We start from the raw sequence: 24751 nt of genomic DNA, 5'->3' as shown, positions 1-24751 counted from the left end.
TCGGGAACGTTTACGGTAGCATGCGCGGCGGTCCGCGGTCGCCGTGGACGAGGATGGAAAGGATGCACGAAACCCCGGTGGACGCATGGCTCGAACGCGGTCGCGCGATGGTCCTGCGCGGCGACCGCGCGGGTGCGCTCGCCGTGTTCGTCGAAGCGTGCGCCGCCCATCCCGAATCCATCGAGCTCGCCTGCGCGCTGGCCGGACTGCAATGGCAGGCGCGCCAATCCAGCGAGGCGGAAGCGCGCCTTCGCCCGCTGCTCGCGCGTCATCCGGACTCCACCGCAGCGACCTTCCTGCTGGCGAAGATCCTGCGCGAGCAAGGACGCATGCTCGGCGTCGAGATCGCCATGCGCGCGTGGTCGGCGGCGGGCGCGGCGCCGATCGGCGAACGCATCCAGGCGATCGAACTGCTCGACGATTGCGATCGCAAGCAGGCCGCATCGGACCTCGCCGAGCAGGCGATCGCGCAGGGTTCGCTCGACGCCCGCCTGCATGCTTATGCCGGCATGCTTGCGATCCAGCTCGGGGACTTCGAGCGCGCGCGCGAGCGGTACCTGTTCGCGCTCGCCAACGACGCCCGTGCGCTGGACTGGCAATCCGCGTATGGACTCGCGTCGTCGAAGCGCTTCGCCAGCGGTGACGATCCCGACTTCGAGTTGCTGCGCGGATTCCTGCGGCGCCCCGGGCTCGCCGATGCTGCGCGTGCCTCGATACTGTTCGCGCTCGGCAAGGCCAGCGCCGACATCGGCGACATTCCCGCCGCGGTGACGGCATTGCGAGAAGCGAATGCGCTGGTTGGCGCCGGCGTGGACTTCCAGGCCAAGCAGTGGCGTCGCGTCGTTTCGTCGCGGCTCGAATCGAAACCGCTGCCACCGTTGAACGTCGCGCGCGACGACTTCGCGCCGATCTTCATCGTCGGCATGCCGCGCTCGGGCACGACCCTCGTGGCAGAGTGGCTGGCGCGACACCCGGACGTGTGCAACCGCGGCGAACTCAACGCGATCGCCCAGCATGCGCAGGAACTCGCACGCGCCCCCGGTATCGGTCACGGTGCACTGGTGCACGCGGCGCACGAGTATGTGCAACGGGTCCGCCAGGACGATACTTCCGCGCGCTGGTTCGTCGACAAGCAGCCGCTGAATTTCCTGCACCTCGACTTGATCGCCGCATTGTTCCCGAACGCGCGCATCATCCACTGCATGCGCAATCAGCGCGACACGGCGTTGTCGATCTGGATGCAGTATTTCGCCGGGCACGCGCAGGACTTCGCCTACGACTTCGCGAACATCGCCGCCGTCATGAGCGGTTGCGACCGCTTGATTGCCGCGGCCGCGAAGCGTTACCCGCAAAGGATCCGCAGCGTGCGCTACGAATCCTTCGTCGCCGATGCCGGGACCCTGACAAGGGAACTCGCCGCCTGGATCGGCCTGCCGGACTGCGACTGGACGACCGCTCCCGAATCCCGCCGGGTCATCAGTACATCGAGCGCGTGGCAGGCGCGCCAACCGGTGCACATGCGCTCGGTCGGACGCTGGCAGGCGTATGCACCGCACCTGCCGGAACTGCTGCGCTTCGACGCATAGTCACCGGCGATCCATGTGCTCAGCCGGCCCAATCCGGCGCACGCTTGTCGAGGAACGCCGACAAGCCTTTCTGGCCTTCCTCGGATACGCGCAGGCGCGCGATCAGCGCCGCGTTCTCGGCATCGACGCGTTCGGCCGATTCGCGCGTCATGCCGCCGACGCGCAGCGCGAGCTGCTTTGCCTCGGCCTGCGCAAGCGGTCCGCCCTTGGCGAGGAAGTGCAGGGCGCGGTCGACCGCTTCGTCAAGCTGGTCCGGCGCGGCGGTTTCGTGCAGCAGGCCTATGCGTGCCGCGGTCGCGGCGTCGAATACCTCGCCACTGACGAACAGGCGGCGCGCGTGGCGCACGCCGATCGCGGCGATCACGTACGGCGAAATGACCGCCGGCACCAGGCCGAGCTTGACCTCGCTGAGCGAGAATTTCGCATTGTCGACGCCGATCGCGTGGTCGCAACACGCGACCAGGCCGACACCGCCGCCATAGGCCGAGCCGTTGACGCGCGCGATGGTCGGCTTGGACAGGAAATTCAGCGTGCGCATCAGGGCCGCGAGGCGCAGCGAATCGGCGCGGTTGTCGGCTTCGCTCGCCTGCGCCATGCCGCGCATCCAGTTGAGGTCGGCGCCGGCCGAGAACGAGGCGCCGACGCCGGTCAGCACGACCGCGCGCACGGCCGGATTGCGTTCGCAGTCGGCGAGCGCAGCGGTCAAGTCGGCGATCAAGGCATCGTCGAACGCGTTGTGCACGCCGGCGCGATTCAGCGCGATCGTCGCGGCGGTGCCGGCGATGGTGACGAGGACGGCTTCGCTCATGCGCAACTCCTGAAGCGGGGGCGGCGATGATAGCCCCACCGCACCGTCATCCAACCGCCCGCGGTGAGCGCAGCTCGCGCAGCGGGCGGAGTCGAAACGTCTTAACCGCGGGCCCCTTCGACTCCGGCCCTCCGGGCCTGCGCTCAGGGTGAACGGAGGCGGGGTTGCAGCCTTGCGGGCCTGCGCTCAGGGCGAACGGAGGCGGGGTTGCAGCCTTGCGGGCCTGCGCTCAGGGCGAACGGGGGAAGGTTGCGGCCCTTCGGGTCTGCGCTCAACGCGAACGGTGGAAGTTGCGGCCCTCCGGGTCTTCGCTAAGGGCGAGCGCGATTGCTCTTCGCGATGCATGCGTCTCCATTCATCCGTTCGCGTTGAGCGCAGCTCGCGCAGCGGGCGGGGTCGAAACGTCTTCACCGCGGGCCCCTTCGACTCCGGCCCTCCGGGCCTGCGCTCAGGGTGAACGGGGGGAGGTTGCGGCCCTGCGGGCCTGCGCTCAGGGCGAACGGAGCGTGGGGTTGCAGCCTGCGGGTCTTCGCTCAGCGTGGACGGGATTCCCCTTCGCGATGCATGCGTCTCCATACATCCGTTCGCGTTGAGCGCAGCTCGCGCAGCGAGCGGAGTCGAAACGTCTTCGCCGCGGACCCTTCGACTCCGGCCCTGCGGGCCTGCGCTCAGGGCGAACGGTGGCGGGGGTTACGGCCCTGCGGGCCTGCGCTCAGGGCGAACGGGCGAGTGGGGTTTGCGGCCCTGCGCGGCTGTGCCCAGGTTGAACGGATTGCCCGGATCGGCTCCGGCGATGGCTATCGCCGGCGAGCACTTGCGTCTATAATGCGAACCATTCTTATTTGCCTTGCAGTTCCGGCGTGCAGCTATCCGAGATGAAGAAGGGTGCTTCCGGCGTGGTCACTGCGGTCGAGGACGCACATGCGGCGGATCCGATCGCTCGGCGCCTGCGCGAGCTCGGCTTCGTTTCAGGCGAGCCGGTGCGAGTGGTTGCGCGCGGACCGATCGGCGGCGATCCGCTGCTCGTGCAGATCGGCTTCACGCGCTTCGCGCTGCGCAAGAGTGAAGCCGCCCGCGTCCGCGTCGACGTCGAGGCCGCCGCGTGAACGCGACCGCGACCTCGCTGCGCATCGCGCTGGTCGGCAACCCGAACTGCGGCAAGACCGCGCTGTTCAACCGCCTCACCGGCGCGCACCAGAAGGTTGCCAACTACGCCGGTGTCACCGTCGAGCGCAAGGAAGGCCGCTTCGTCGCGCCGTCCGGACGCGTGCTGCAGCTGCTCGACCTGCCGGGCGCGTACAGCCTCGACGCGGCGAGTCCGGACGAGGCGATCACGCGTGACATCTGCGAGGGGCGCCATCCGGAAGAAGCCGCGCCGGACCTGATCGTCTGCGTCGCCGACGCGACTAACCTGCGCCTGCACCTGCGCTTCGTGCTCGAACTCAAGCGTCTCGGCCGGCCGATGGTGCTCGCGCTGAACATGATCGACGCCGCGCACAAGCGCGGCATCCGCATCGACGTCGCTGCGCTCGAGCGCGGGCTCGGCATGCCGGTGGTCGAGACGATCGCGGTGAAGCAGGGCGGGGCGGAAGCGCTGGTCATGCGGCTCGATGCGATGCCGCAGTTGTCGGTATTGCCTCCTGTGGGAGCGCCGGAAGGCGCGATGCTTCCGGCGGTAGACAACAACAGCATCGAGGCTTCCGCCGCTGCCACAAGATCTCCATCCGCAGATTCCACGCAAGACCTGCATGCGCGGGTGCGCGCGCTGCTTGCCGACACCGTGGCGATGCCGCGCGCGACCTCCGCGATCGATGACTCGATCGATGCCGTCGTGCTGCACCCGGTCGCCGGTCTCGCGATCCTCGCGCTCGTGATGTTCCTGATCTTCCAGGCGGTATTCTCGTGGGCGGCGCCGTTGCAGGACGCGGTGTCGGCGGCGGTCGCGGCGACCGGTGCGCAGGTCGGTGCGTGGCTCGCCTCGATGCCGCTGCTGCAGAGTCTGGTCACCGATGGCGTCTTCGCCGGGCTTGGCACCGTGCTCGAATTCCTGCCGCAGATCCTCGTGCTGTTCCTGTTCATCCTGATCCTCGAGGAATCGGGCTACCTGCCGCGTGCGGCGTTCCTGCTCGACAAGCTGATGTTCAAGGCCGGTCTCACCGGTCGTTCGTTCATCCCGCTGCTGTCGAGCTTCGCCTGCGCGATCCCCGGCATCATGGCGACGCGCAGCATCGCCGACCCGCGCGATCGCCTGACCACGATCCTGGTCGCGCCGCTGATGACCTGTTCGGCGCGCCTGCCGGTGTACACGCTGCTGATCGCCGCGTTCATCCCGCGCCACGCCGTGCTCGGCGTGTTCAACCTGCAGGGCGTCGTGCTGTTCACGCTGTATTTCGCCGGCATCGCGAGCGCGCTCGCGGTCGCGTGGGTCATCAAGCGCCTGCGCACCGACAAGAGCGAGCATGCGCTGATGATGGAGCTGCCCGCGTACCGCATGCCCAATCCGCGCGACGTCGCGTGGGGCCTGTGGGAGCGCGCGAAGATCTTCCTGCGTCGCGTCGGCGGCATCCTGCTCGCGCTGACCGTGCTGCTGTGGTTCCTGTCGAGCTTCCCGGCGCCGCCCGAGGGCGCAACGCTGCCGCCGATCGACTACAGCCTCGCCGGCCGCATCGGCCACTGGATGACGGCCGTGTTCGCGCCGATCGGTTTCAACTGGCAGATCTGCGTCGCGCTGATTCCCGGCCTCGCCGCACGCGAAGTCGCGGTGTCCTCGCTCGCGACCGTGTACGCGCTGTCGGCGACCGGCGACGCGGCGGTCACCGCGCTCGGCACCACGATCGCCTCGCAGTGGTCGCTCGCGACCGCGTTGTCGCTGCTCGCGTGGTACGTGTTCGCGCCGCAGTGCATGTCGACGCTGGCGGTTATCCGCCGCGAGACGAACTCGTGGCGCAACGTGTGGATCGCCGCCGGCTACCTGTTCGCGCTGGCGTACCTCGCCTCGTTCATCACCTATCAGGTCGCGAGGGCATTCGCATGAGCGCGCCGATGCTGGTGCAGACCCTTGTGCTGGTACTGCTGGCCGGCTGGAGCGTGCTGTTTGCCGCGCACCGCCTCTTTCCCGTCACCGCTCGCCGCGCGCAGGCGCGGTTCCTCGCGTGGTTCGACCGTCCATCGTCGCCGGCATGGGTGCATGGTCTCGCCCAGCGCATGCAGCCGAAGGCGACCACCGGCGCGAGCTGTGGCGACGGTTGCTCGGCGTGCGGCGGTTGCGCCGCCGCCGATGCGAAGCCTGCGGTCGAGTCGCTGCCGCTCACGTTCCGTCCGCGCACGAGAACCTGAACACACGCGCCGCTCCCACAATCGCGGTTTCTGTTGCCCGTTCCGCGGCCTACAATCGCCCGATGGACACCTACACCCTGCATCGCGGCACCGTGCCGTTGTTCATCAGCCTGCCGCATGACGGTTCGTACATCCCGCCGGACATCGCGCAGCGCCTGCTGCCGTCGGCGCGGCGTGCACCCGATACCGACTGGCACGTCTCGCGCCTGTACGAGTTCGCGCTTGCACTCGGCGCCTCGATGATCGTGCCGAACCACTCGCGCTACGTCGTCGACCTGAACCGCCCGTCCGATGACGCCTCGCTGTACCCGGGCCAGAACACCACCGGCCTGTGCCCGATCGTGCAATTCAGCGGCGAGCCGGTGTATCAGGCCGGCGAGGAACCGCATCGCACCGAGATCGCGCAGCGGGTGGAAACCTGGTGGGCGCCGTACCACGAAGCGCTGCGCGCCGAGATTGCGCGCATCAAGGCGGCGCACGGTCGCGTCGTGCTGTGGGAAGGTCATTCGATCCGTGCGGTCGTGCCGTTCCTGTTCGAGGGCCGGCTGCCGGACTTCAACCTCGGCACATCCGCTGGCGCGAGTTGCACGCCTGCATTGCAGCAGCGCCTCGCCGACGTGCTCGCCGCGAACGATGGATACACGCATGTCGTCAACGGCCGCTTCAAGGGCGGCTACATCACGCGCCATTACGGGCGTCCTTCCGAAGGCGTCGAAGCGGTGCAGCTCGAACTCGCCCAGCACAACTACATGGACGAAGACACGTTCGAGTACCTGCCGCACCGCGCGCACCGCACGCAGGCGGTGATCCGTGAACTGCTGGAAGCCTGCCTCGATACGTGAATCCATGCAGCGGCAGAGCAGCTCGCCTTCAGTCAGGTAGTGGGCCGGCAGCCGCATCGTGCCGTGCTTTCACCTCTCCCGCTCGCGGGAGAGGTCGCGCCGGAGAGAAGGGGAAGCACCGCACCGCATCGTGTCGTGCTTTCACCTCTCCCGCTTGCGGGAGAGGTCGCGCCGCAGGCGCGGGTGAGGGGAGGTTTGCCTCGACGCCCGCTGCCGCAGGCGCGGGTGAGGGGAATTATCGATCGACCCCATCCGCAAAGATCAGGTCGAAGCGCGCGCGTACCAGCGTGACGTAGTCGTCGCCGGTCGAGTTGTCCTCGAAGAACGTGCGCCCGAGCACCAGCATGCTGTCGTCGTCGCGGTCGTAGCCAATCGCGTGCATCTGGTCGTAGTCGCCTTGCTGTCCGACGCCATCCGGGTCGGCGATCGTGTAGCTGTTCCAGCCGTCATGCCCGAACGTGGTGTCGAGGCTGCCGTCGGTGAACGTGCGGACCAGCGTGAACTGCGTGCGATGCGTGAACGGAGCGCCGAACGGGAACGAGATCGCGCCGAGCAGGATGCGATGGTTCGGCAGCAGCTCGATGCCGTCGCGCTGCTCGAAGAACGGGAAGATGCTCGGCTGTCCGCTCAGCTGGAAGATGCGCATGCCGAACGCCGGCACGACCTGGCCGGTTGCGTCGAAGCGCGTCAGCAGGATGCAGCAGCTCGTGCTGCCGTTGCTGCCGACGCCCGACACGACGACACTGCCGTCGGTGTCGACCGCGAGCGCCTTCGCGATCATCGTCTGGTAACCGTCGGGTGCCTCGATGTCGACGAGGCCGTTGCCGTTCCAGCCCATGTCCGGCGCGCCGTCGGTGTCCAGCTGCGCCACGATCAGGTTCGGCCCATGCGTGTTGCCGCGCGAACCGCCGACGAGGATGCGGCCGTCCGGACGCAGCGCGAGCGCATACAGGTCGGCGAAACCATTCGACGACGGCGGCGTCACCTGCGCATGGCCACCGATTCCGAACGTGGTGTCGGCCGCACCGAGCGCGTCGAAGCGATAGACCATCAGCAACTGGCCTTCCTCGCCGGCGAGGACGTAGCGTCCGCCTGCATCGCGCTCGAGCCCGGCGGCGAGGAAACCGTTCGGCGGCAGGGTCGCGCCGCCGAATGCCGCATCGACGGTACCGTTCGCGAACACGTGCACGAGGCAGGCCGACGCCCACACCACGTAGCCGTCGCTGCCGTCGCCGACCACGTGCACGTTGCGCTCGATGCCGCACGCGGGCAGGGTGATGCGGCCCGTGACGTTGCCGCCGAACGTCGCATCCGGCGTGCCGTCGCGCAGCGAACGCGCGACCCACACGCTGCCGTCGTCGAGCGGCACCGCCCACACGTAGCGCCCGTCGTCGAGCACGAGCAGGTCACCGGTCGGCTTGCTGTTGTTGCCGCCCGAATCCGGTGGCCGCGTGATGGCAACCTGGCCGTTCGTGCCGAAGTTCGGGTCGGGATCGCCGTCGAGTGCATGCGCGAGCGGCGCAAGCGCGCCGATCGAACACGCGGCAATGAGCGCCATGCGTTTCACGCGGGTGCCTCCGGGTCCGGGGGGAATGTCGTCTGTACCCGATTCCGTTGCTGCGGGTTGCGCGGACCTGTCCTGTGGGAGCGCCGGAAGGCGCGATGCTCTCCTTTCAGAATGGAAGAGAGAGCATCGCGGCCAAAGCTGCTCCTACGACAACGTCATGCGCCGTCGAAGCCGTTGCGGAAGATCGTGTCGTCCGGCCCGAGCGTCACATCGAGCGTCGCCTGCGGCGCGGGTTGGTAATTGCTGTCGCCGGCCTGGTTCGCGCTGACCGTGCAGAGTCCGCTCGCGAGCATCGTCACGGTGGTGCCGGCGACGCTGCAGGTCACCGGCGTAAGGCTGCCGAACACGAGCGGTTGGCCCGAGGCTCCGCCGATCGCCGATACCGTGAACGTTCCCCCCGGCACGAACACCGGCGCGGCGGGCGACGCGGCGAACTGGCTGATCGCCTGCGGCGCGCGTGCGATCGTCACGTCGAGCTGCACCTGCGGTGCCGCGGCGTAATCGGCATCGCCGGCCTGGTTGGCGGTGATCGAGCAGGTGCCCGCGGAAATGATGAAGAACGTGCCGCCGCCGAGAAGCTGGCAAACGCCAGGCGTGAGGCTCGCGAACACCACCGGTTGGCCGGAGCCGCCGCCATCGGCCGATACGTTGAACGTGCCGCCGAAGTTGAACACCGGCGACGCCGGCGACGCGATGAAGTTCGTGATCACCTGGTTGAGCAGGAAATACGCGTCGACGGTGCGATCGACATCGAGTGTGACGGCGATCGGGTTCGCCCCGCCCGTCGCATCGCCGCTCCACTGGCCGAAGGTCGAATTGCCGTCGGCATTGGCCTGCAAGGCGAGCAGGTTGCCGGTGCCGATGGGCTGCTGGCAAACGGTGGCGCTGCAGGTCTGTCCCGACGGCGACACGGAGATGCTGCCGCTGCCGAGACCACTGCGCGTGGTCACGAGGCAGCGCACGTCGACGAGGACATGCGTCGGCTGCGCGCCCGGACTCGCGCCATCGCCGTCGGTGACGCCGCTGGTCGCTTGTCCCGAATTGGCGCCGACGCTGGTGACTTGACCGCTCGTGTCGAACGCCACGGTACCGCTGCAGAACGGCGCAATCGTGACCCGGAAACGCACGCTCGTCGACGCACCCACCGTGATCGCACCGCCATTCGATGCATCGGCACCGGTGCCGAGGCGCACGATCACGCGGCGCGTGGCGCCGTCGTACTCGGCCTGGTCGTCGCCGGAGGCATCGGTCTTGGGGCCCGCGTTCGCACCGGCGATGACTTCGATCGAGCCCGGCACGAAATCGGTACCGACCGGAATCACGTCATCGAAAACCGCCTGCGTGGCGGTGTCGTTGCCGCTGTTGGGCACCGCCGCCGTGTACTCGAGCGTGTCCCCCGGCATCACCGCCCCGCCGTTGAGGTCCACCACCGACAGCGTCGCGTCGGAGAACACCGGCGCCAGCGTCGTGATCGACGTGACCAGGGTCGCGAGGTGGTACACGTCGCCGGTCGTGGTGGCGACGAGCTGCGCGCTGGTCGATGCGGGCGCCAGCAGCGGCGACACGTCGAAGACGTCGAGGTCGATACCGCCCATGCTCTGCGGTGCGCCGATCAATTGCGGCAGGTCACCCGGCGTCGAGACCGCGACGCCGAGCACGCTGTGCGTGCCGTTGAAGACGTTGTTGGGCGGATTCTGCGCATTGGACAACGGGGTCGCGTTGAACGACAGCGCGTCGCCGACGAGCGCGTTGTCGCCCTCGAGCGAGACCACGCCGAACTTGTCCGCGTGGGTCGGCGGCACGTAGAAACCGCTGACCGTCGCGTTCTGCGGCGTCGCGGCCGAGACCGCGTCCATGCCGTCGTAGAGCGCAAGCGATCGCAACGGGTCGGAGTCGAGCCGGTACACCACCACCATCCACCAGGCGGCGAAGACGTTGGAGTTGTTCAAATTGGCGAGCTCGACCGCCGCCACCCCCGACATGCGATACGCGCCGCCGCCATTCGCCTGCACCAGCGAGGTCACGTCGGCCACGCTGCGGTAGCTGTTGTTCGGTCCCTGCAGCGACTCGGTCGCGACCACGTTGGCAATGAAACCGCCCGGGCCGGGGCGATCGAGCGTGGCATTCGTATCGGTTCCCGGCGCAGCCAGCGTCGCCGACCAGTACAGGTAGGCGTGCGTGACGAGTGCGCCGGAGGGCAGGGCCAGCATGGCGGTCGAGCGCGCGTTCACCGACGTGTTGGTGACGTCGGCCGTGGCGATGCCGGCCGCTGGCGAGTCCGCGCGCCAGAACACGTCGGGCGCGGTGTCGTTCGGGTTGGTCCCGCAGCCGACCACCGTGCCGAAGTCGGGTGGCGGAGTACCCACGGCGCATTCCTGCGCGAGCGTGTTGCCGATCAGCGCGAAATCGCCGCGCTGGTCGACGCGTACGCGCAACGTCGGCGTGGCGCTCGCGAGCGTAGCGCCCACAAGCAAAGCGATGGCGGCGACAAGCCGCTTTCCCGGATGACGATTCATGGTTGCTTCCCCCTGGAGCCGCACGCGGCAGCAGGGCGAAGCGTAACAGGCGTCACCACCGGCAGGAGCGGCGCAGCCGCGATCGTCCAGGGCAGCCATAACGCCGAGCCCTGATCGCACACCCGCCCACGGCGCGAATCGTCGTTTCGGGAGATATCCCATCCCGTGAGGACTGTGCCATGCGTATCCGAATGCACCGCTTCGCCCTGATCGGCGGCCTTGCCGTGGCCGCCGGAGTGATCGCCGCGCCGGCCGGCGCCCATGACTTCTGCGTCGGCACGGCCGCGCAGCTCGTCAACGCGCTCGAGCAATCCTCGATCGGCGGCACCTACGCGAACGAGGACAACCTGATCCAGATCCGCCAAGGCACCTATGTCGCGAGCACGGCCACCAACGGCAATCCCTTCACGTTCCAGGGCGCCGGCACCCATGCGCTGGTCATCTTCGGTGGCTACATCGCGGGCTGCGTATCGCGCTCGAGCGATGCGCGGACGACCGTGCTGGACGGCAATCATGCGACCCAGGTGATGCGTCTGGCCAACAACGGCGGACGGATCGCGCTGGTCGGGCTGAGCGTCATCAATGGCGAGGCCGGCGGCAACAACTCGGGCGCGGGCGCGGGCATCAACCAGAACGCCGGCGACGATGGCAACGTCTCGGTGCAGGACGTCATCTTCGCGCACAACCACTCGCCGTCCTACGCCGGCGGCCTCGCCGTCAGTGTCCAGCACGGTACGTTGTCGGTGAACGCCAATCTCTTCCACGACAACAGCGCCGACATCAGCGGCGGTGCCGCCGAACTCAACGTGGGCGAGGGTGTCGCCCATGTCTGGAACAACACCGTCGTGCAGAACACCACGCCCGCCACCAATGGCGCCGGCGGCATGATCTTCCACGGCACGTCCGCGTGCGATTGCGTGCTCGCGAACAACATCTTCTGGGGCAATTCGCACTACGGCCTGTACCTCACCAGCGGTGCGGCCGACCTCGAGTACAACGACATCGGCACGCTCGGCGGATCCACGCCGACCACCCAGGTCGGCAACGTGTCGATGACGCCGTATTTTGCCGACGGCGCCACCAACGACTTCCACCTGACCAGCGCCTCGCCGCTGCTCGGGAATACGCCGTTGACGCCGACCGCGACCGACCTCGACGGGCATGCCTTCGGGCCCGGCAGCGCAAGTCTCGGCGACTACGGCGCGTACTTCGACACGATCTTCGCCAACCATTTCGATTGACCCAGCACGCGACCGCATGGGATGCCCCTGTAGGAGCGGCGGCAGCCGCGATGCTCTCCCACCCGCCGGCAGAGCATCGCGCCTTCCGGCGCTCCCACAAAAAGCGTCGGCGAGTCCCACCGCTCGGCTGTCCTGTAGGAGCGGCGGCAGCCGCGATGCTCTCCCGCCCGCGAGCAGAGCATCGCGCCTTCCGGCGCTCCCACAAAAAGCGTCGGCGAGTCCCACCGCTCGGCTGTCCCTGTGGGAGCGGCGGCAGCCGCGATGCTCTCCCGTCCGCGAGCAGAGCATCGCGCCTTCCGGCGCTCCCACAAAAAGCGTCGGCGAGTCCCACCGCTCGGCTGGCCTGTGGGAGCGGCGGCAGCCGCGATGCTCTCCCACCCGCGAGCGGAGCATCGCGCCTCCCGGCGAGCCCACAAACGCGTCGGCGAGTCCCACCGCTCGGCTGTCCTGTGGGAGCGGCGGCAGCCGCGATGCTCTCCGGCCCGGGAGCAGAGCATCGCGGCTTCCGCCGCTCCCACAGAAGTCGTTCACGCCCCCTGACCTGGGACGCAGCGTCGTAGGGTGGGTCGAAGCCGCGTAGCGGCGAGTCCCACCGCAAGCGAACCTCACCACAACCCGCTCCGCGCAACGCATGCCTCCGCGCAACCACGCCCTATAATCGCCGCCTGCCTTCCGGAGCGCCGCGATGAACGCACCCACACGCATCGACACCACCCGCACGATCCGCGCACCGCGCGGCACCGACCTCTCGTGCAAGAGCTGGCTCACCGAAGCCGCGTTCCGCATGCTGCAGAACAACCTCGACCCCGACGTCGCCGAGAAGCCGAGCGAGCTCGTCGTCTACGGCGGCATCGGCCGCGCCGCGCGCAACTGGGAATGCTTCGACGCGATCCTGCGTTCCCTGCGCGACCTCAACGACGACGAGACCCTGCTGATCCAGTCCGGCAAACCGGTCGGCGTGTTCCCCACGCACAAGGACGCACCGCGCGTGCTGCTCGCGAACTCCAACCTCGTGCCGCACTGGGCGACGTGGGAGCACTTCAACGAGCTCGATAAGAAGGGCCTCATGATGTACGGCCAGATGACCGCCGGCTCGTGGATCTACATCGGCAGCCAGGGCATCGTGCAGGGCACCTACGAGACCTTCGTCGAGATGGGCCGCCAGCACTACGGCGGTTCGCTCAAGGGCAAGTGGATCCTCACCGCCGGCCTCGGCGGCATGGGCGGCGCGCAGCCGCTCGCGGCGAGCCTCGCCGGCGCGTGCAGCCTCAACATCGAATGCCAGCAGGCGAGCATCGACATGCGCCTGCGCACGAAGTACGTCGACGAACAGGCGACCGACCTCGACGACGCGCTCGCGCGCATCGCCAAGTACACGAAGGCGGGCGAAGCGAAGTCGATCGCACTGCTCGGCAACGCCGGCGAAATCCTGCCCGAACTCGTCAAGCGCGGCGTGAAGCCCGACGCCGTCACCGACCAGACCAGCGCGCACGATCCGGTCAACGGCTACCTGCCGATCGGCTGGACCCTCGAGGACTGGTTCGAGCGCCGCAAGAGCAGCCCCGACGCGGTGCGCGACGCCGCCAAGCGCTCGATGCGCGTGCACGTCGAAGCGATGCTCGCGTTCCAGAAGCAGGGCATCCCCACCTTCGACTACGGCAACAACATCCGCCAGATGGCGAAGGACGAAGGCTGCACCAACGCGTTCGACTTCCCCGGCTTCGTGCCCGCCTACGTGCGCCCGTTGTTCTGCCGCGGCGTCGGCCCGTTCCGCTGGGTCGCGCTCAGCGGCGATCCCGAAGACATCTACAAGACCGACGCGAAGGTCAAGGAACTCATCCCCGACGACGCGCACCTGCACCGTTGGCTCGACATGGCGAAGGAACGCATCAAGTTCCAGGGCCTGCCCGCGCGCATCTGCTGGGTCGGTCTCGGTTTGCGCCACAAGCTCGGCCTCGCGTTCAACGAGATGGTGCGCAAGGGTGAACTGAAAGCTCCGATCGTCATCGGCCGCGACCACCTCGACAGCGGCAGCGTCGCCTCACCCAACCGCGAAACCGAAGCGATGAAGGACGGCAGCGACGCCGTCAGCGACTGGCCGCTCCTCAACGCGATGCTCAACGTCGCCGGCGGCGCCACCTGGGTCAGCCTCCACCACGGCGGCGGCGTAGGAATGGGCTACTCGCAACACTCCGGCGTCGTCATCGTCTGCGATGGTTCCGAAGATGCAGACCGTCGACTCGCACGCGTGCTCTGGAACGATCCCGGCACCGGGGTCATGAGGCATGCGGATGCCGGGTATGAGATTGCGGCGAAGTGTGCGAAGGAGCAGGGGCTCAAGCTGCCGATGGCGTGAACCCGTTCCCTTCTCCCTCCGGGAGAAGGTGCCCGCAGGGCGGATGAGGGAAGCCAACCAAGAGACGGCATGCCGCCGAATCACTTGCGAAGGAGTCGACGGGTGATGACAGCGAACTTGGCAAGGATCGCCGTTGCAGCAATCCCGTTGGCACTTGGCGGCTGCGCCTACATCGCAGGAATCAATGAGCCGGCGCGACCCGGTTACGCGCACATTTCAGTTCCGCGTCTGGACAATGGACGGCCGAGCGTCACCGTCTTCCATGTCAAGTCGAACGCAGGGCTTTTCACCCAGTTGGACATCCCGCCGAACGTGCACGAGATCGCTTCGTTCGCACTGAGGCCCGGCAACCACAGGCTTGAAGTCGCTTGTCTTCGCCCGAATGCCGCGGGCGTCGTGGACGGCTTTTGGTTCTTCGACGTTGCAGTCGAAGCCAACCAGAGCTACATGCTGGATTGCGCACCCACGAAGGCGGCGGGAAATGACTACTACGACAATCACTTCTCACTGACCCGCGCCGAGCCGGAGGCAGTCAAAGAACCGCCGTCGGAAACAGGACCCTGGCTTGGATGCTATGACGTCGGGGTCGACAAGCAGGGCTCCCCGATGCGCCTTGCCAGGGTGCGGCTCACTGACCAGTTGCTCCCGGCAACGGACGGTATGTACGACGCCATTGTCGTGAAGAGCTTCCTCAACGTGACATGGGTCTCGTGGTGGCCGGTTGGCCCAATGTCGTTCCACCTTTCGCTGGGAGATGGATTCGCGGGATGGTCCGCGGACCTCGAACAGACCTCCAGCGGCCTGCAGGGTGCGGCCGCATGGTCTTCGGATACGGCACAGAAGGATGGCGGCTGGATCCTCCACGCATCGCGGGCTGCCTGCGATCCATAGTGCGGCAATTCGTCCGCGCGGCATCCCTGCAGGAGGTGCGACAGCGCCTCTTGTCGCAACGAGAAGCGAAAGCCCTGAACGAGTGAGGCTTCGGTCAGCCCGTCAGAAGCGCTAGCCTATGGCGCTTGGTGCGCCTCGGGCGCTCGCAGGAGAGACCAATGGCTTTGAAGTGGCTGCTGATGCTTCTTGCCGTGCTGGGAGGATTCTTCACCGCCGCCATTGTCGGCGCGCTCATCACAGCGCATGCGAGCTTTTGGGATCTTCCCGCTGCCGGCTTTTGCGCTGCATTCGCGGTTGTGGTCGTCACATACCTCGCGGCGCCGCGCTACAACTTGAAGAGTGCGACGCTCGCGCTTTGCACCGGTGCCGTCGTCGCGTGGTTCCTGCTAGAACCCTCGTTCTACCCGGAGTACCCGGCGCGCTATCAGGATGTGGCTTACCAGCCGACGCATCTTCCCTTGATCGCGACGTGCCTTGGGGGCATTCTCGGGCTTGCAGTGGTGATGGCGCTCCAGCGCTGGATGATCAGTGATTCGTTTGCGCCCCTTCCATGAGCTTGATGCAGGGGAATTCAAACGGTAAATACCTCCGTCCCCTTTTTTCCTGAAGGAGCAGGTGTTGAAGTTGCCGATGGCTTAGTGCGTGTGCAATCAACCTATCAGTTCATCTAGTACCGTAGGCCTACATCCGTGGAGCGAACCGTAGCTCATGATTAAGTCTATTCGACTTCAGAATTTCAGAAGTATCGTCGAATCCAATTGGATCGATCTCGCGCCAATTACGGTTGTAATTGGCAAGAATAGTGCTGGGAAAAGTAGTTTTCTCAGAACACTTCCGCTTCTTAAGCAAAGTCTCGAAGCAGACACCAAAGAGCCGCTTCTTTGGTACGGTCGTTTTGTTGATTTTGGCGGATTTTCTGATGTTGTTTCTCGATATGGAACGAACAAATCATTGACCGTCGGATTCAAGGTCGAAACTTCGCCTCGGACCGCGAGAGAGGTGGTGGTGCCTGATGGTGAGCAAGTCATAGTGTTCTATGAAGAACGGGGAGCAGAGGTCTTCTTAGAAAAGAATATGGAGTTGATTGCAAATCTAACGCTTGAGCCTAAGCAATCTGCGGAGGGGACCTACGTAAAAAAAATCTCACTTCGCGTACTTCAGGACGAGATTGAGGTCATCGGTAACGAAGATGGGGTGGTCGTCGCGCTTCGAATTGGTACAGAGACTATTCAAAATGTTGGAAATGTGAAATTCAGGTCGGTTCGGAATGGGTTTTTCCCAACGCTGGTTGTAGGAAGCGAGGCAGTAGGTTTGGAAGCGTTCCGAACCCGCCGAGATGGACCATTCTTTGAGTTAATTCTGTCTCGATTGGAGGGCCTATTCCACGGGAATACAAAGCCGCAAACAAAACGCAGCGCGATACGAAAGTTGAAGTGGGGGAGTGGAAGGAATTTCTACTCCCACTTAATCAGCTTGTTACCCGCCGCTGAATCGAGGGTCAACTGGTCCCCCCTAGAGCCGCAGGAGCCGGGCTCCATTACGGCCATTCGTCTACTAGTTCTACTCAGAATTCTCCCTGAGATCATTGCTAGCGTGAACGCCGAACTGCTCAAGACTGCGGGGGCAGTTAGATATCTAGCTCCGGTTAGGGCTACCGCTTCTCGCTATTACCGATTTCAGGAGCTCGCTGTGGATCAGATTGATCCACAGGGAGAGAACGTCCCAATGTTTTTGAATTCACTCACAGAGAGTCAGCGTCGTGAGCTCGAGCGATGGATGTCAGCATCGCTGGGATTCAATGTTAAGTCTTCTCGGTCTGGTCACGGACATACTGCTCTGTTTGTGAGGGAGGGCGGAGATGATTCTGGGCTAAATCTGGCGGACACAGGGTTCGGCTATTCTCAGATTCTTCCCGTTGCGCTTCAGATATGGAAGAGCTTGCAAGATAACAAGGATAGTAAAGTTAGGAGGCCCATCGCGCCGTCGGTAATAGTGATCGAACAGCCGGAACTCCACCTACATCCGCAGTTTCAGGCAGCACTTGCCGACATTTTCGCATCTTCCATTGCCAGTCGCTCAGTTGATGGACGTCCTCCGGTGTCTTTCATCATAGAGACACACAGCGAGCATCTGGTCAATCGTCTCGGGGAGCTCGTGCAGGGAGGGAAGCTGGATTCGTCCAATGTCAGAATTGTACTCTTCGAGAAGAAGTCTCCGAACCAAGCGTCGGAGGTGCGCTCCGCCGCGTTTGGCTCGGACGGCGCAATTGAAGGTGAGTGGCCTTTTGGGTTCTTTGTCCCGCAGTTTCCTTGAATGTACATCGATCTAGACATCGGAGTTGATGACCTCCCAACTTGTGGGCCCGACGTGCGTGCGGCGCTAGAGAACCTTGGAAGGTCCTCTTTTCATGGTCGGGATTTTGTCGTGGCGCGTAGCGCTGTTGCGCATGCTCTTTCAAATGTGAATTGGCTATCAGAGAATTCCAGGGCGGCGTACGCTCGGATCAGATCGAAAGCGTCGTACATGCACGCCCTTAAGAAGCCGAATTTTCATTTGGTTGCATCGAATGGGTCTAAAGAAATTGCTCAAATAGGAGATTCTTGGCACATCCCGCTAGCCGTACTTTCTGCAGAGCCATTGATGTCTCAGAGAGAAATCATCTGCGAAAATTTGGTCGATGCGCGCTACTACATGCTGGTAGCGGATATGTACGCACGAATGCATGGAGTTCGAGGAATTACAATCGCTCTGCGCCCGATAGGTGGCGGTGGCTCGACCACGGCACAAATGGTGGAGGCGGCCGAAAAAAGAAACGAGAGCTTTCTGGCTATAGTGGATAGCGATAAGCGATCAGTAGGCGGGGCTGTTGGCGATACAGCAAAAAAGTGTTTGGAGAAATCAAAGGCTAGCGCATTCCGAAAGCTGCTCCTTACGACGTATCGTTCGATAGAAAATCATATTCCATTGGCGTGGATCACTAAGACCAAGGTTGGTAAGCAAAGGTCGGATACGTGCAATATTATTTCTGTCGCCGAGCAACACGCGTTGTATAACATCCGGCAATTTGCCAAACTTAAAGACGAACTGGTTTTATGCAAATTGCGTGAAGACCCTGCGTCGATTGATCTCCTAAACGAGATTGATGAGATGCGAACGATTCGGCCAGAGACGCCTCAAGTGTGCGTCGGAGCATGTAGTGGCCAATGTAAAGTTTGGAGCGGATTTGGACTCAATCTTCCCCAGCAGGTTATGGATAGTGAGGGAGACATTAGAAGGGCGGGGGACGAAGGTGAGCTGAAATCTCTAGAGGGAACTATGGAATTGGCCAAGGTAGTTTTTGAGTTCGGGATGGCTGGTCAAAGGCTGCGCATTTAATTCTTGCGAGTCGATAACGGGGTTAGAGTCCCTTTTCGTTGGCACCCCACAGGGCGAATCATGAAAGGCCTACCGCTTATCGTGAATCGCCCCGGCTTTCCCGGAGGCTCCAACCTTTGAGAGGATGGAGTCATGAAGAAGCCCAACAAGTATGCCCCGGAAGTACGAGAGCGAGCAGTTCGGATGGTGCGCGAGCACCAGGCTGAGCACACCTCGCAGTGGGCGGCGATCGAATCGATTGCTGCCAAGATCGGCTGCACGGCGCAGACGCTGTGCAACTGGGTTCGGCAGGCCGAGCGCGACCAAGGGTCGCGTGCCGGTCTGACGACGGCGGAGCGAGAGCGCGTGAAGACGCTGGAACGCGAGGTGAAGGAGCTACGCCAGGCCAACGAGATCCTGCGCAAGGCCAGTGCGTATTTTGCGCAGGCGGAGCTCGACCGCCGATCCAAGTGATGACGCGTTTCATCGATGAACACCGGTCGATGTACGGGGTCGAGCCGATCTGCAGGGTATTGCCGATCGCCCCGTCGACGTATTACCTGCACGCGGGGCGCCGCGCCAATCCGACGAAGCGACCGGCGCGTCTACAACGCGACGCCGCGTTGCTGCCGCAGGTCAGGCGCGCGTGGGAAGAGAACCAGCAGGTGTACGGGGCGAGGAAGGTCTGGAAGCAGTTGCAACGTGAGCGCTGGGTCGTGGCCCGTTGTACGGTTGAGCGGCTCATGCGAGAGCTGGGCATCGTCGGCGTGGTCCGTGGAAAGGCCGTTCGTACGACCAAGCCCGATCCCGGGCGCCCGTGCCCGCTGGATCGCGTGAATCGGCAGTTCAAGGCCGAGCGGCCCGATCAGCTATGGGTGAGCGACTACACCTTCGTCTCGACGTGGCAAGGGTTCGCCTACGTGGCCTTCGTGATCGACGTCTATGCACGGCGCATCGTGGGCTGGAAGGTGTCCGCTGGCCAGCAAACGCAGTTCGTGCTGGACGCACTGGAACAGGCGCTGCATGCGCGAAGTCCGGCGAACCGACTGGTTCATCACAGCGATCGCGGTTCGCAATATGTATCGATCCGCTACACCGAACGACTGGCCGAGGCAGGCATCGAACCATCGGTCGGCAGCGTGGGCGACAGCTACGACAATGCACTCGCCGAAACAATCAATGGCCTGTACAAGGCCGAAGTGGTGCACCGTCAGTCGTGGCGCAGCCGCGAGCAGATCGAACTGGCGACCTTACAGTGGGTCGACTGGTACAACCATCGCCGCCTGCTCGGCTCCATCGGATACATTCCTCCAGCAGAAGCCGAAGAAAACTATTATCGTCAGCACGAGTCCGCCATCGAGGTGTGACTCAAACCAAACAGCCTCCGGGATTTCCGGGGCGATTCATCGCCGTGTCCATGCTGCTCTTCACGTGCTCAGACGCTTTCGCCGCGCAACCTTCGGCGCAATCGACCTTCGACCAGTTGAAAGCGCTGGAAGGAAATTGGCGCAGTACCACTGGCAAGACGACCGCCAATTACAGGGTGATCGCGAACGGAACTTCGCTGGTCGAAACGTGGACGATGAGCCCGACGCGGCAGTCGATGACCGTCTACACCATGGACAGTGACCGGATCATCGCGACCCACTACTGCCCGCAGGGCAACGCGCCTCGCCTCGAGTTGGCGAGGACCGGCGCTGATGGAACGCACTACTTCGAGTTCCTGGATGGTGCGAATGTGCACGTAGCCGGTGGATCGCACGAGCATGCGTTCTGGGTTCGGCTGGATCCCAAGGGCACGTTGATCCGCAACGAAACCTACATTACGAACGACTCGACCTATGATCCCAAGAAGGATCTCGGGAGCACGGAATCGTTCGTAAGGGTGAAGTAGGTCGATCGTTCGAACGTAGTCGCGGTTACACCTCGAAGCCGTCGTCGAAGACGATGTCCGAATCGCCTACGTCCAGCACCAACACCCAATCCTGTTCGCTGCTCCCGTTCGTGCCCGGCGGCGTGAAATCCTGAACGCCGCTGTTGGCGAAGGTGCCGATGACTGTGTAGGTACCGGTGCTCGGGTCGAACCAGCGGGCGCGTGCGCTGCCTGACAGCGCGCTCATCGTCACGCCGAAGCTGCCGGTGTGTGCGTCGGGTACATAGGCGACCAGCAGGTGTCGATCTTGTGTGGCCGCGGACACGATCCAGTCCATGCCGCCGTTTGCGCTGCCGCCGCTGGACCATGAGCCGTACGTGCCGGGGTTCGTCGCGATCAGCGTGGGCATGCCGTCGAGCGCGGAGGGGACGAGTTGATGCCAGGGCAGGGCATCGAGGAAGGCGCCCATGATGGCGAAGTCGCGCACTCCCGGTTCGTCGTACAGTGCCTCAATGCCGCCGCTCGCGGCGTACGTCCATTGCACCGAGCCGTCGGGAATCACGGCGCCTGTACCGGTGGGGCCGGTGCTGCCGCTGGTGCCGGGGACGATGGCGCGATACCAGCGGCCGGATTTCGAGACGTAGCTGTTGAGATCGAAATTCGTACCCGCATGCCATGCGGTGCTGACGCCGCCCGAGGGCGTGCCGGTGCTGCCGTCGGCACTCGTGGCGAATCCCCACAGCGGCCCGAAGCCGAACGTGGTGCCGCCGATCGCCGACAGTGCGGAACCCCAGGAGAAGTAGCGCAATTGCGCGCGCGTGGCGCCGTGGTCGCCCCAGTAATTGGTTTCGATGAGCCACGCCGGTCGTGCCGGCGTGGACGCATACAGCAGCCGGCTGACCATGTACGTGGGGCCGGGCGTGGGATAGGGGCCGTGGCTGTAGACGGTATTCGCGTCGAGATGCGGCGCGAAGTCGGTCTGGTCCGAGGGCAGGTAATCATGCTGCCAGTGCGAAGCCTGCAGATGCGTATCGCCGGTGGCCTGCATGCCCTCGAGGATCTTCAGCGCACGCAGCGCGCCTTCGGATCCATTCGGCGGCAAGGTGTCGCCGCCTTCGATCCAGACGATGTTGGCGCGATTCTTCAAACCGGTGAACGCGCCGTGCCCGTTGGCGAGGTACTGGCCGAACGCGAAGCACACCGCCTGCGTGTTGGCCGGTTGCGTGAGCGTCTTGTACCAGCCGTCGTGATCGCCGAGGCCGTAGCCCAGGTACATCGGCACCAGCATCACCACCATGCCGCGCGCATTCGCTTCGTCGATGAACTGCGCGAGCCAGGCGAAGTACGCATCGTTGGGCGCGGCGAAACTCGCGTCGTGATGCGCGAACGTGGGATCGCCGTCCCAGGTTCCACCCGAGACGTTGGTCGTGAATGGCAACGCCGCCGTGCCTGCGGCAGGACCGCCGAGTTGCTCGGCCCAGGGTGCGACCGACCCCGCGTAGTAGGCGACGGGATTGGTGGTGTAGGTGAACAGCGCGTTGAAGCCCTTGCTCTGCCGATCATCGAGATAGGCGCGCAATGCGGTGAGGTTGAAGTTCAGATGCGCGTCCCAGCTCGCCTCGCCGTGCACGCGGAACGGCACGCCGTGGGCGTCCACGAGGTAGTGACCGTTGGCGGATGCGTGCAACGGAAATGTGACGCTGGTCGGTGTCGCGGCAGGGGCCTGCGTCGACAGCCCCGCGATCGCAAGGCACGCGGCCAGCACAAACCGGATACGACGAGGATTCATCACGACCACCTCCGCATCGCGCGAGTGTGCGCTTTTCGATGCAGGCGCCTGTGCGCGGGTCGACAGATTGGCGATGCATGCGCGTTCTACTACCACGCCGGCGCGCTGAAGCTGTACGTGGGAGCGGCGGAAGCCGCGATGCTGTTCGGGATCACCACAAGGCGTGGCGCTTTTGTGGGAGCGGCGCAAGCCGCGATGCTCCTGGCCATCGAGCGAAAACAGCATCGCGGCTTCCGCCGCTCCCACAGAAAGCTGCTGCTTCGAGCGATGCTGTTGCGACTTCCTTGCTCCCTGCTCTTGTGGGAGCGACGGAAGTCGCGATGCTTTCATTCCTTACTGCAAGAGCATCGCGGCTTCCGCCGCTCCCACAAAAAAGATGCGCGGCGCGTCCCGGCGATCCAGAGCGTTGCGGCGAACGCAGGCCCTTGTGGCAGACTGCCCGCATGCGCCCGATCACTCCCCGCGTGCTGGCCGCGATGCCCGATGCCCTCTCGGCCACGGTGTTCCTGTGGGCATGGATCGATCCGGCGAAGATCGGCGGCCCCGCGCGCGTCAAGAACCTGATGCTGACGATGCTGTTCGAATTCATCGTCATGCATTCGAGCGCGATGATCGGTTCGATGGTCATCAGCGACATGTCGCGCGCCGGCAAATTCCTCGCCATGGCGGGACTGTCCGCGGCGTACCTGCTTTTCGTGCTCGCGTTCGCCGCCGCGTTCTCCAGCAGCTGGCCGATCTGGGTGTTCGGCTGGTTGTTCGTATGCCGGTTCTGGTACCTGCTCGCGAACCGCACGACGAGCGAAGACGCGGCGAAGCGCATGCAGACGGCCTGGGGGATTTCCGCGGGCACCTATCTCGCCGGATGCTTCATCACCTTGTTCCTGCCGCTGCCGCGCCTCGCGATCACGCCGGACTTCGTCACGGCGATGCAGTTCCCCCACGGCATGAGCGGTGACTGGGTCGACCACCCGTGGAAGGTGCTCGCGTTCGGCGCGTTGTATTTCGGCGTGCTCGCGTGGAGCAAGTTCAACGAGCTGTGGCTGCCGGCGCCTGCCGACACGCCGCGGCCCGGGAAAGCCGCGGCGTGAAGGGATGGGAATCAAAGGGGACGGAGAAATTATTCGTTTGAAAGCCGGGTGCTCGCTGCGTCCGCCGCAGCGGTGGGCCGATGGCGCCAACATCGTCAGTGCCGCTCATCCCCAAGCCTTGAGACACGTCGACGCGCGCGCAGGGGCCTCGCTCAAACCTGCAATGCCGCGATCATCGCTTCGACCGGTGCGGCCTCGGGGAATGCCATGGCCCCGTCGGGCAATACCACCCACGCCTGCTTGGACGAGGTGTAGATGTGCAGCGCGCAGGTCAGTTCTTCGGACCGGTCGAGCGTACCCGCGCGGACGACGGCGATGCCCGGGCGGCGCGTGTTGGTGTTGTAGACGCGCGCGTGGCAGTTCGCGCACAGGTGTTGATGGCTGGTGCGATCGGCGGTCGTGAGGTCGTAGTGCAACAACGGCCCGGTCACGCTCAACGCCGTCTCCGGCACGAACAGGTTCTGGCTGAAGGCGCTGCCGCTCCAGCGCTGGCACTGGTGGCAGTGGCAGGCGTAGCTGCGCGGCAAAGCCGCCAGCGTGAGGCGGTAGCGCACGGCGCCGCAGCGGCAGCCGCCTTCGAAGATCTCCGCGGTAACGGCGTCGTGTTCTTTCATGGGGCCCCGTGTCGTGAGTGTGCTCGATGGGCTCGCGCTGCCGATGGCATCGACGCGATGCGCCGGAGTGTAGTCCGAGAACAGTGCGGCATGGCTTATCCTCGCTCCTCGACCGATGCCGTTCGGGATGGGCGAAGCGTGCGCATGCGCCGCAGGGCTGCGCGCCGTCGTCTCCGTCATGGCGATGGCGTCCGATGGGTGGGGCGGCGTGTCCAACCCGGCCCCTTTTCGACGTTCTGCGGCACACACGTCGGCCTCCCGCCGGCAGGAGTACGCACATGAAGGCAGACTACTGGAACGTTGGCGATGACCAGGTCATCGAGAAGACCGGCAAGCCGCTCGCGCACTGGGACCGCGTGCTGCGTGCGTTCGACGCCGCGAACCGCAAATCCAACGATGTCGTCGAACACCTGCAGAACGACCACGGCGTGCCGCGCTACTGGGCGCGTACGCTGACGACGCGCTTCCTGCGCAACGCGGGCGCGTAGGGCAGAACGAAATGGGCGGAGATTCATCCGTTCGAATCGCGCGGATGGTCGGCATGCCAGCTGACGCCAACGGGGCCGGAATGCATTTCCGGCTCTGAATCCTCGTCAAGCAGTCACTGCGACCCGCTTCGCACCATGATTTAAAGCGTTTTCCCGAAAGCACACCTCGCCTTCTGGCGCCCCTGCAGAAGCGGCGCCGCCTCGATCCCTTCCCTCCGCGCATTCCGGCTGGATCCAGAAGCCGCAGTACCCGCATCTGTAGTGCACCAGGTCACCACTGTCGTGCGCTTGCCAGCACAAAAGCCACCTGTCTACACTTTACAAAGCGCGCAAATACCGCGGATGGATGATCGACGACGTCGCTCGCGCCGTGTTCGTCGAGTCCGCCGTCACCCTCGCTGA

At 64.8% G+C, this 24751-nt stretch carries 20 protein-coding genes and 1 other annotated feature; of the genes, 15 read left to right on the top strand and 5 right to left on the bottom strand.

Going from position 1 to position 24751, the window contains the following annotated elements; all coding sequences use genetic code 11:
- Positions 1–62 precede the first annotated feature (62 nt).
- Entirely contained in the window at positions 63–1586 is a 1524-nt protein-coding gene (locus tag ACILRJ_RS06335) for a tetratricopeptide repeat-containing sulfotransferase family protein (RefSeq protein ID WP_395681498.1), read from the top strand.
- Positions 1587–1605: 19 nt separating this feature from the next.
- On the opposite strand, the gene ACILRJ_RS06330 is transcribed toward ACILRJ_RS06335, so the two are convergent.
- The gene (locus tag ACILRJ_RS06330; protein ID WP_395681496.1) at positions 1606–2394 is read right to left on the bottom strand and encodes an enoyl-CoA hydratase-related protein; all 789 of its coding nucleotides are present in this window, start codon (positions 2392–2394) and stop codon (positions 1606–1608) included.
- Positions 2395–3254: 860 nt separating this feature from the next.
- On the opposite strand from ACILRJ_RS06330, the gene ACILRJ_RS06325 reads away from it, so the two are divergent.
- From ACILRJ_RS06325 to hutG, 4 genes are all read left to right on the top strand, one after another.
- On the top strand, positions 3255–3500 hold the full coding sequence (locus ACILRJ_RS06325; protein ID WP_395681494.1) for a ferrous iron transport protein A: 246 nt from the start codon (positions 3255–3257) through the stop codon (positions 3498–3500).
- Complete coding sequence (gene feoB, locus ACILRJ_RS06320) at positions 3497–5428, top strand: ferrous iron transport protein B (protein WP_395681492.1); 1932 nt, start codon at positions 3497–3499, stop codon at positions 5426–5428. Before ACILRJ_RS06325 ends, feoB begins: the two co-directional genes overlap by 4 nt.
- Positions 5425–5730 (top strand): DUF6587 family protein, encoded by a 306-nt coding sequence (locus ACILRJ_RS06315; protein ID WP_395681490.1) that lies wholly within the window; start codon positions 5425–5427, stop codon positions 5728–5730. The genes feoB and ACILRJ_RS06315 overlap by 4 nt, the downstream gene beginning before the upstream one ends.
- Positions 5731–5792: 62 nt before the next feature.
- A complete protein-coding gene (gene hutG / locus ACILRJ_RS06310) occupies positions 5793–6572 on the top strand; it encodes an N-formylglutamate deformylase (RefSeq protein WP_395681488.1) in 780 nt (259 codons plus the stop codon).
- Positions 6573–6807: 235 nt separating this feature from the next.
- On the opposite strand, the gene ACILRJ_RS06305 is transcribed toward hutG, so the two are convergent.
- Positions 6808–8130 carry a delta-60 repeat domain-containing protein gene (locus ACILRJ_RS06305; RefSeq protein WP_395682060.1) on the bottom strand — a complete coding sequence of 441 codons (1323 nt, stop codon included), beginning with the start codon at positions 8128–8130 and terminating at the stop codon, positions 6808–6810.
- Positions 8131–8294: 164 nt separating this feature from the next.
- Complete coding sequence (locus ACILRJ_RS06300) at positions 8295–10655, bottom strand: DUF11 domain-containing protein (protein ID WP_395681486.1); 2361 nt, start codon at positions 10653–10655, stop codon at positions 8295–8297.
- A gap of 179 nt (positions 10656–10834) precedes the next feature.
- On the opposite strand from ACILRJ_RS06300, the gene ACILRJ_RS06295 reads away from it, so the two are divergent.
- From ACILRJ_RS06295 to ACILRJ_RS06260, 8 genes are all read left to right on the top strand, one after another.
- Positions 10835–11896: a hypothetical protein gene (locus ACILRJ_RS06295; RefSeq protein ID WP_395681484.1), complete on the top strand. Its 1062-nt coding sequence runs from the start codon at positions 10835–10837 to the stop codon at positions 11894–11896.
- A gap of 685 nt (positions 11897–12581) precedes the next feature.
- Positions 12582–14252, top strand: coding sequence for a urocanate hydratase (gene hutU / locus ACILRJ_RS06290; RefSeq protein WP_395681482.1), 1671 nt, complete (start codon positions 12582–12584; stop codon positions 14250–14252).
- Positions 14253–14357: 105 nt separating this feature from the next.
- Complete coding sequence (locus tag ACILRJ_RS06285) at positions 14358–15143, top strand: hypothetical protein (protein ID WP_395681480.1); 786 nt, start codon at positions 14358–14360, stop codon at positions 15141–15143.
- 158 nt (positions 15144–15301) lie between these two features.
- Positions 15302–15697, top strand: coding sequence for a hypothetical protein (locus tag ACILRJ_RS06280; protein ID WP_395681478.1), 396 nt, complete (start codon positions 15302–15304; stop codon positions 15695–15697).
- A gap of 154 nt (positions 15698–15851) precedes the next feature.
- Positions 15852–17456: an AAA family ATPase gene (locus tag ACILRJ_RS06275; protein ID WP_395681476.1), complete on the top strand. Its 1605-nt coding sequence runs from the start codon at positions 15852–15854 to the stop codon at positions 17454–17456.
- Between the two features lie 210 nt (positions 17457–17666).
- Positions 17667–18518 (top strand): hypothetical protein, encoded by an 852-nt coding sequence (locus tag ACILRJ_RS06270; protein WP_395681474.1) that lies wholly within the window; start codon positions 17667–17669, stop codon positions 18516–18518.
- 132 nt (positions 18519–18650) lie between these two features.
- Positions 18651–19864, top strand: a protein-coding gene (locus tag ACILRJ_RS06265; protein WP_395681472.1) for an IS3 family transposase whose coding sequence is annotated in 2 segments (ribosomal slippage) — positions 18651–18936 and positions 18936–19864 — 1215 coding nt in all. Because the reading frame shifts where the segments join, the coding sequence is not laid out codon by codon here.
- Positions 18929–19045 (top strand) — a sequence feature (AL1L pseudoknot). It overlaps the preceding gene by 117 nt.
- Before the next feature lie 44 nt (positions 19865–19908).
- A complete protein-coding gene (locus tag ACILRJ_RS06260) occupies positions 19909–20391 on the top strand; it encodes a hypothetical protein (RefSeq protein ID WP_395681470.1) in 483 nt (160 codons plus the stop codon).
- A 25-nt stretch (positions 20392–20416) separates the two neighbouring features.
- Here the strand turns inward: ACILRJ_RS06260 and ACILRJ_RS06255 are convergent, their stop codons facing one another.
- Positions 20417–22159 (bottom strand): DUF4038 domain-containing protein, encoded by a 1743-nt coding sequence (locus ACILRJ_RS06255; RefSeq protein WP_395681468.1) that lies wholly within the window; start codon positions 22157–22159, stop codon positions 20417–20419.
- A 443-nt stretch (positions 22160–22602) separates the two neighbouring features.
- Here ACILRJ_RS06255 and ACILRJ_RS06250 point away from each other — a divergent pair, with 443 nt between their 5' ends.
- Positions 22603–23247: a hypothetical protein gene (locus ACILRJ_RS06250; protein WP_395681466.1), complete on the top strand. Its 645-nt coding sequence runs from the start codon at positions 22603–22605 to the stop codon at positions 23245–23247.
- A 152-nt stretch (positions 23248–23399) separates the two neighbouring features.
- Here the strand turns inward: ACILRJ_RS06250 and ACILRJ_RS06245 are convergent, their stop codons facing one another.
- On the bottom strand, positions 23400–23861 hold the full coding sequence (locus ACILRJ_RS06245) for a GFA family protein (protein ID WP_395681464.1): 462 nt from the start codon (positions 23859–23861) through the stop codon (positions 23400–23402).
- Positions 23862–24139: 278 nt separating this feature from the next.
- On the opposite strand from ACILRJ_RS06245, the gene ACILRJ_RS06240 reads away from it, so the two are divergent.
- A complete protein-coding gene (locus ACILRJ_RS06240) occupies positions 24140–24349 on the top strand; it encodes a DUF4287 domain-containing protein (protein ID WP_395681462.1) in 210 nt (69 codons plus the stop codon).
- Positions 24350–24751 lie beyond the last annotated feature (402 nt).

Origin of the sequence: Dokdonella sp. (assembly GCF_044227025.1) — a bacterium.
Lineage (GTDB): Bacteria > Pseudomonadota > Gammaproteobacteria > Xanthomonadales > Rhodanobacteraceae > Dokdonella_A.
The sequence above is the reverse complement of the archived record's forward strand: the minus strand, read 5'-3'. Positions and strand labels throughout refer to the sequence as shown.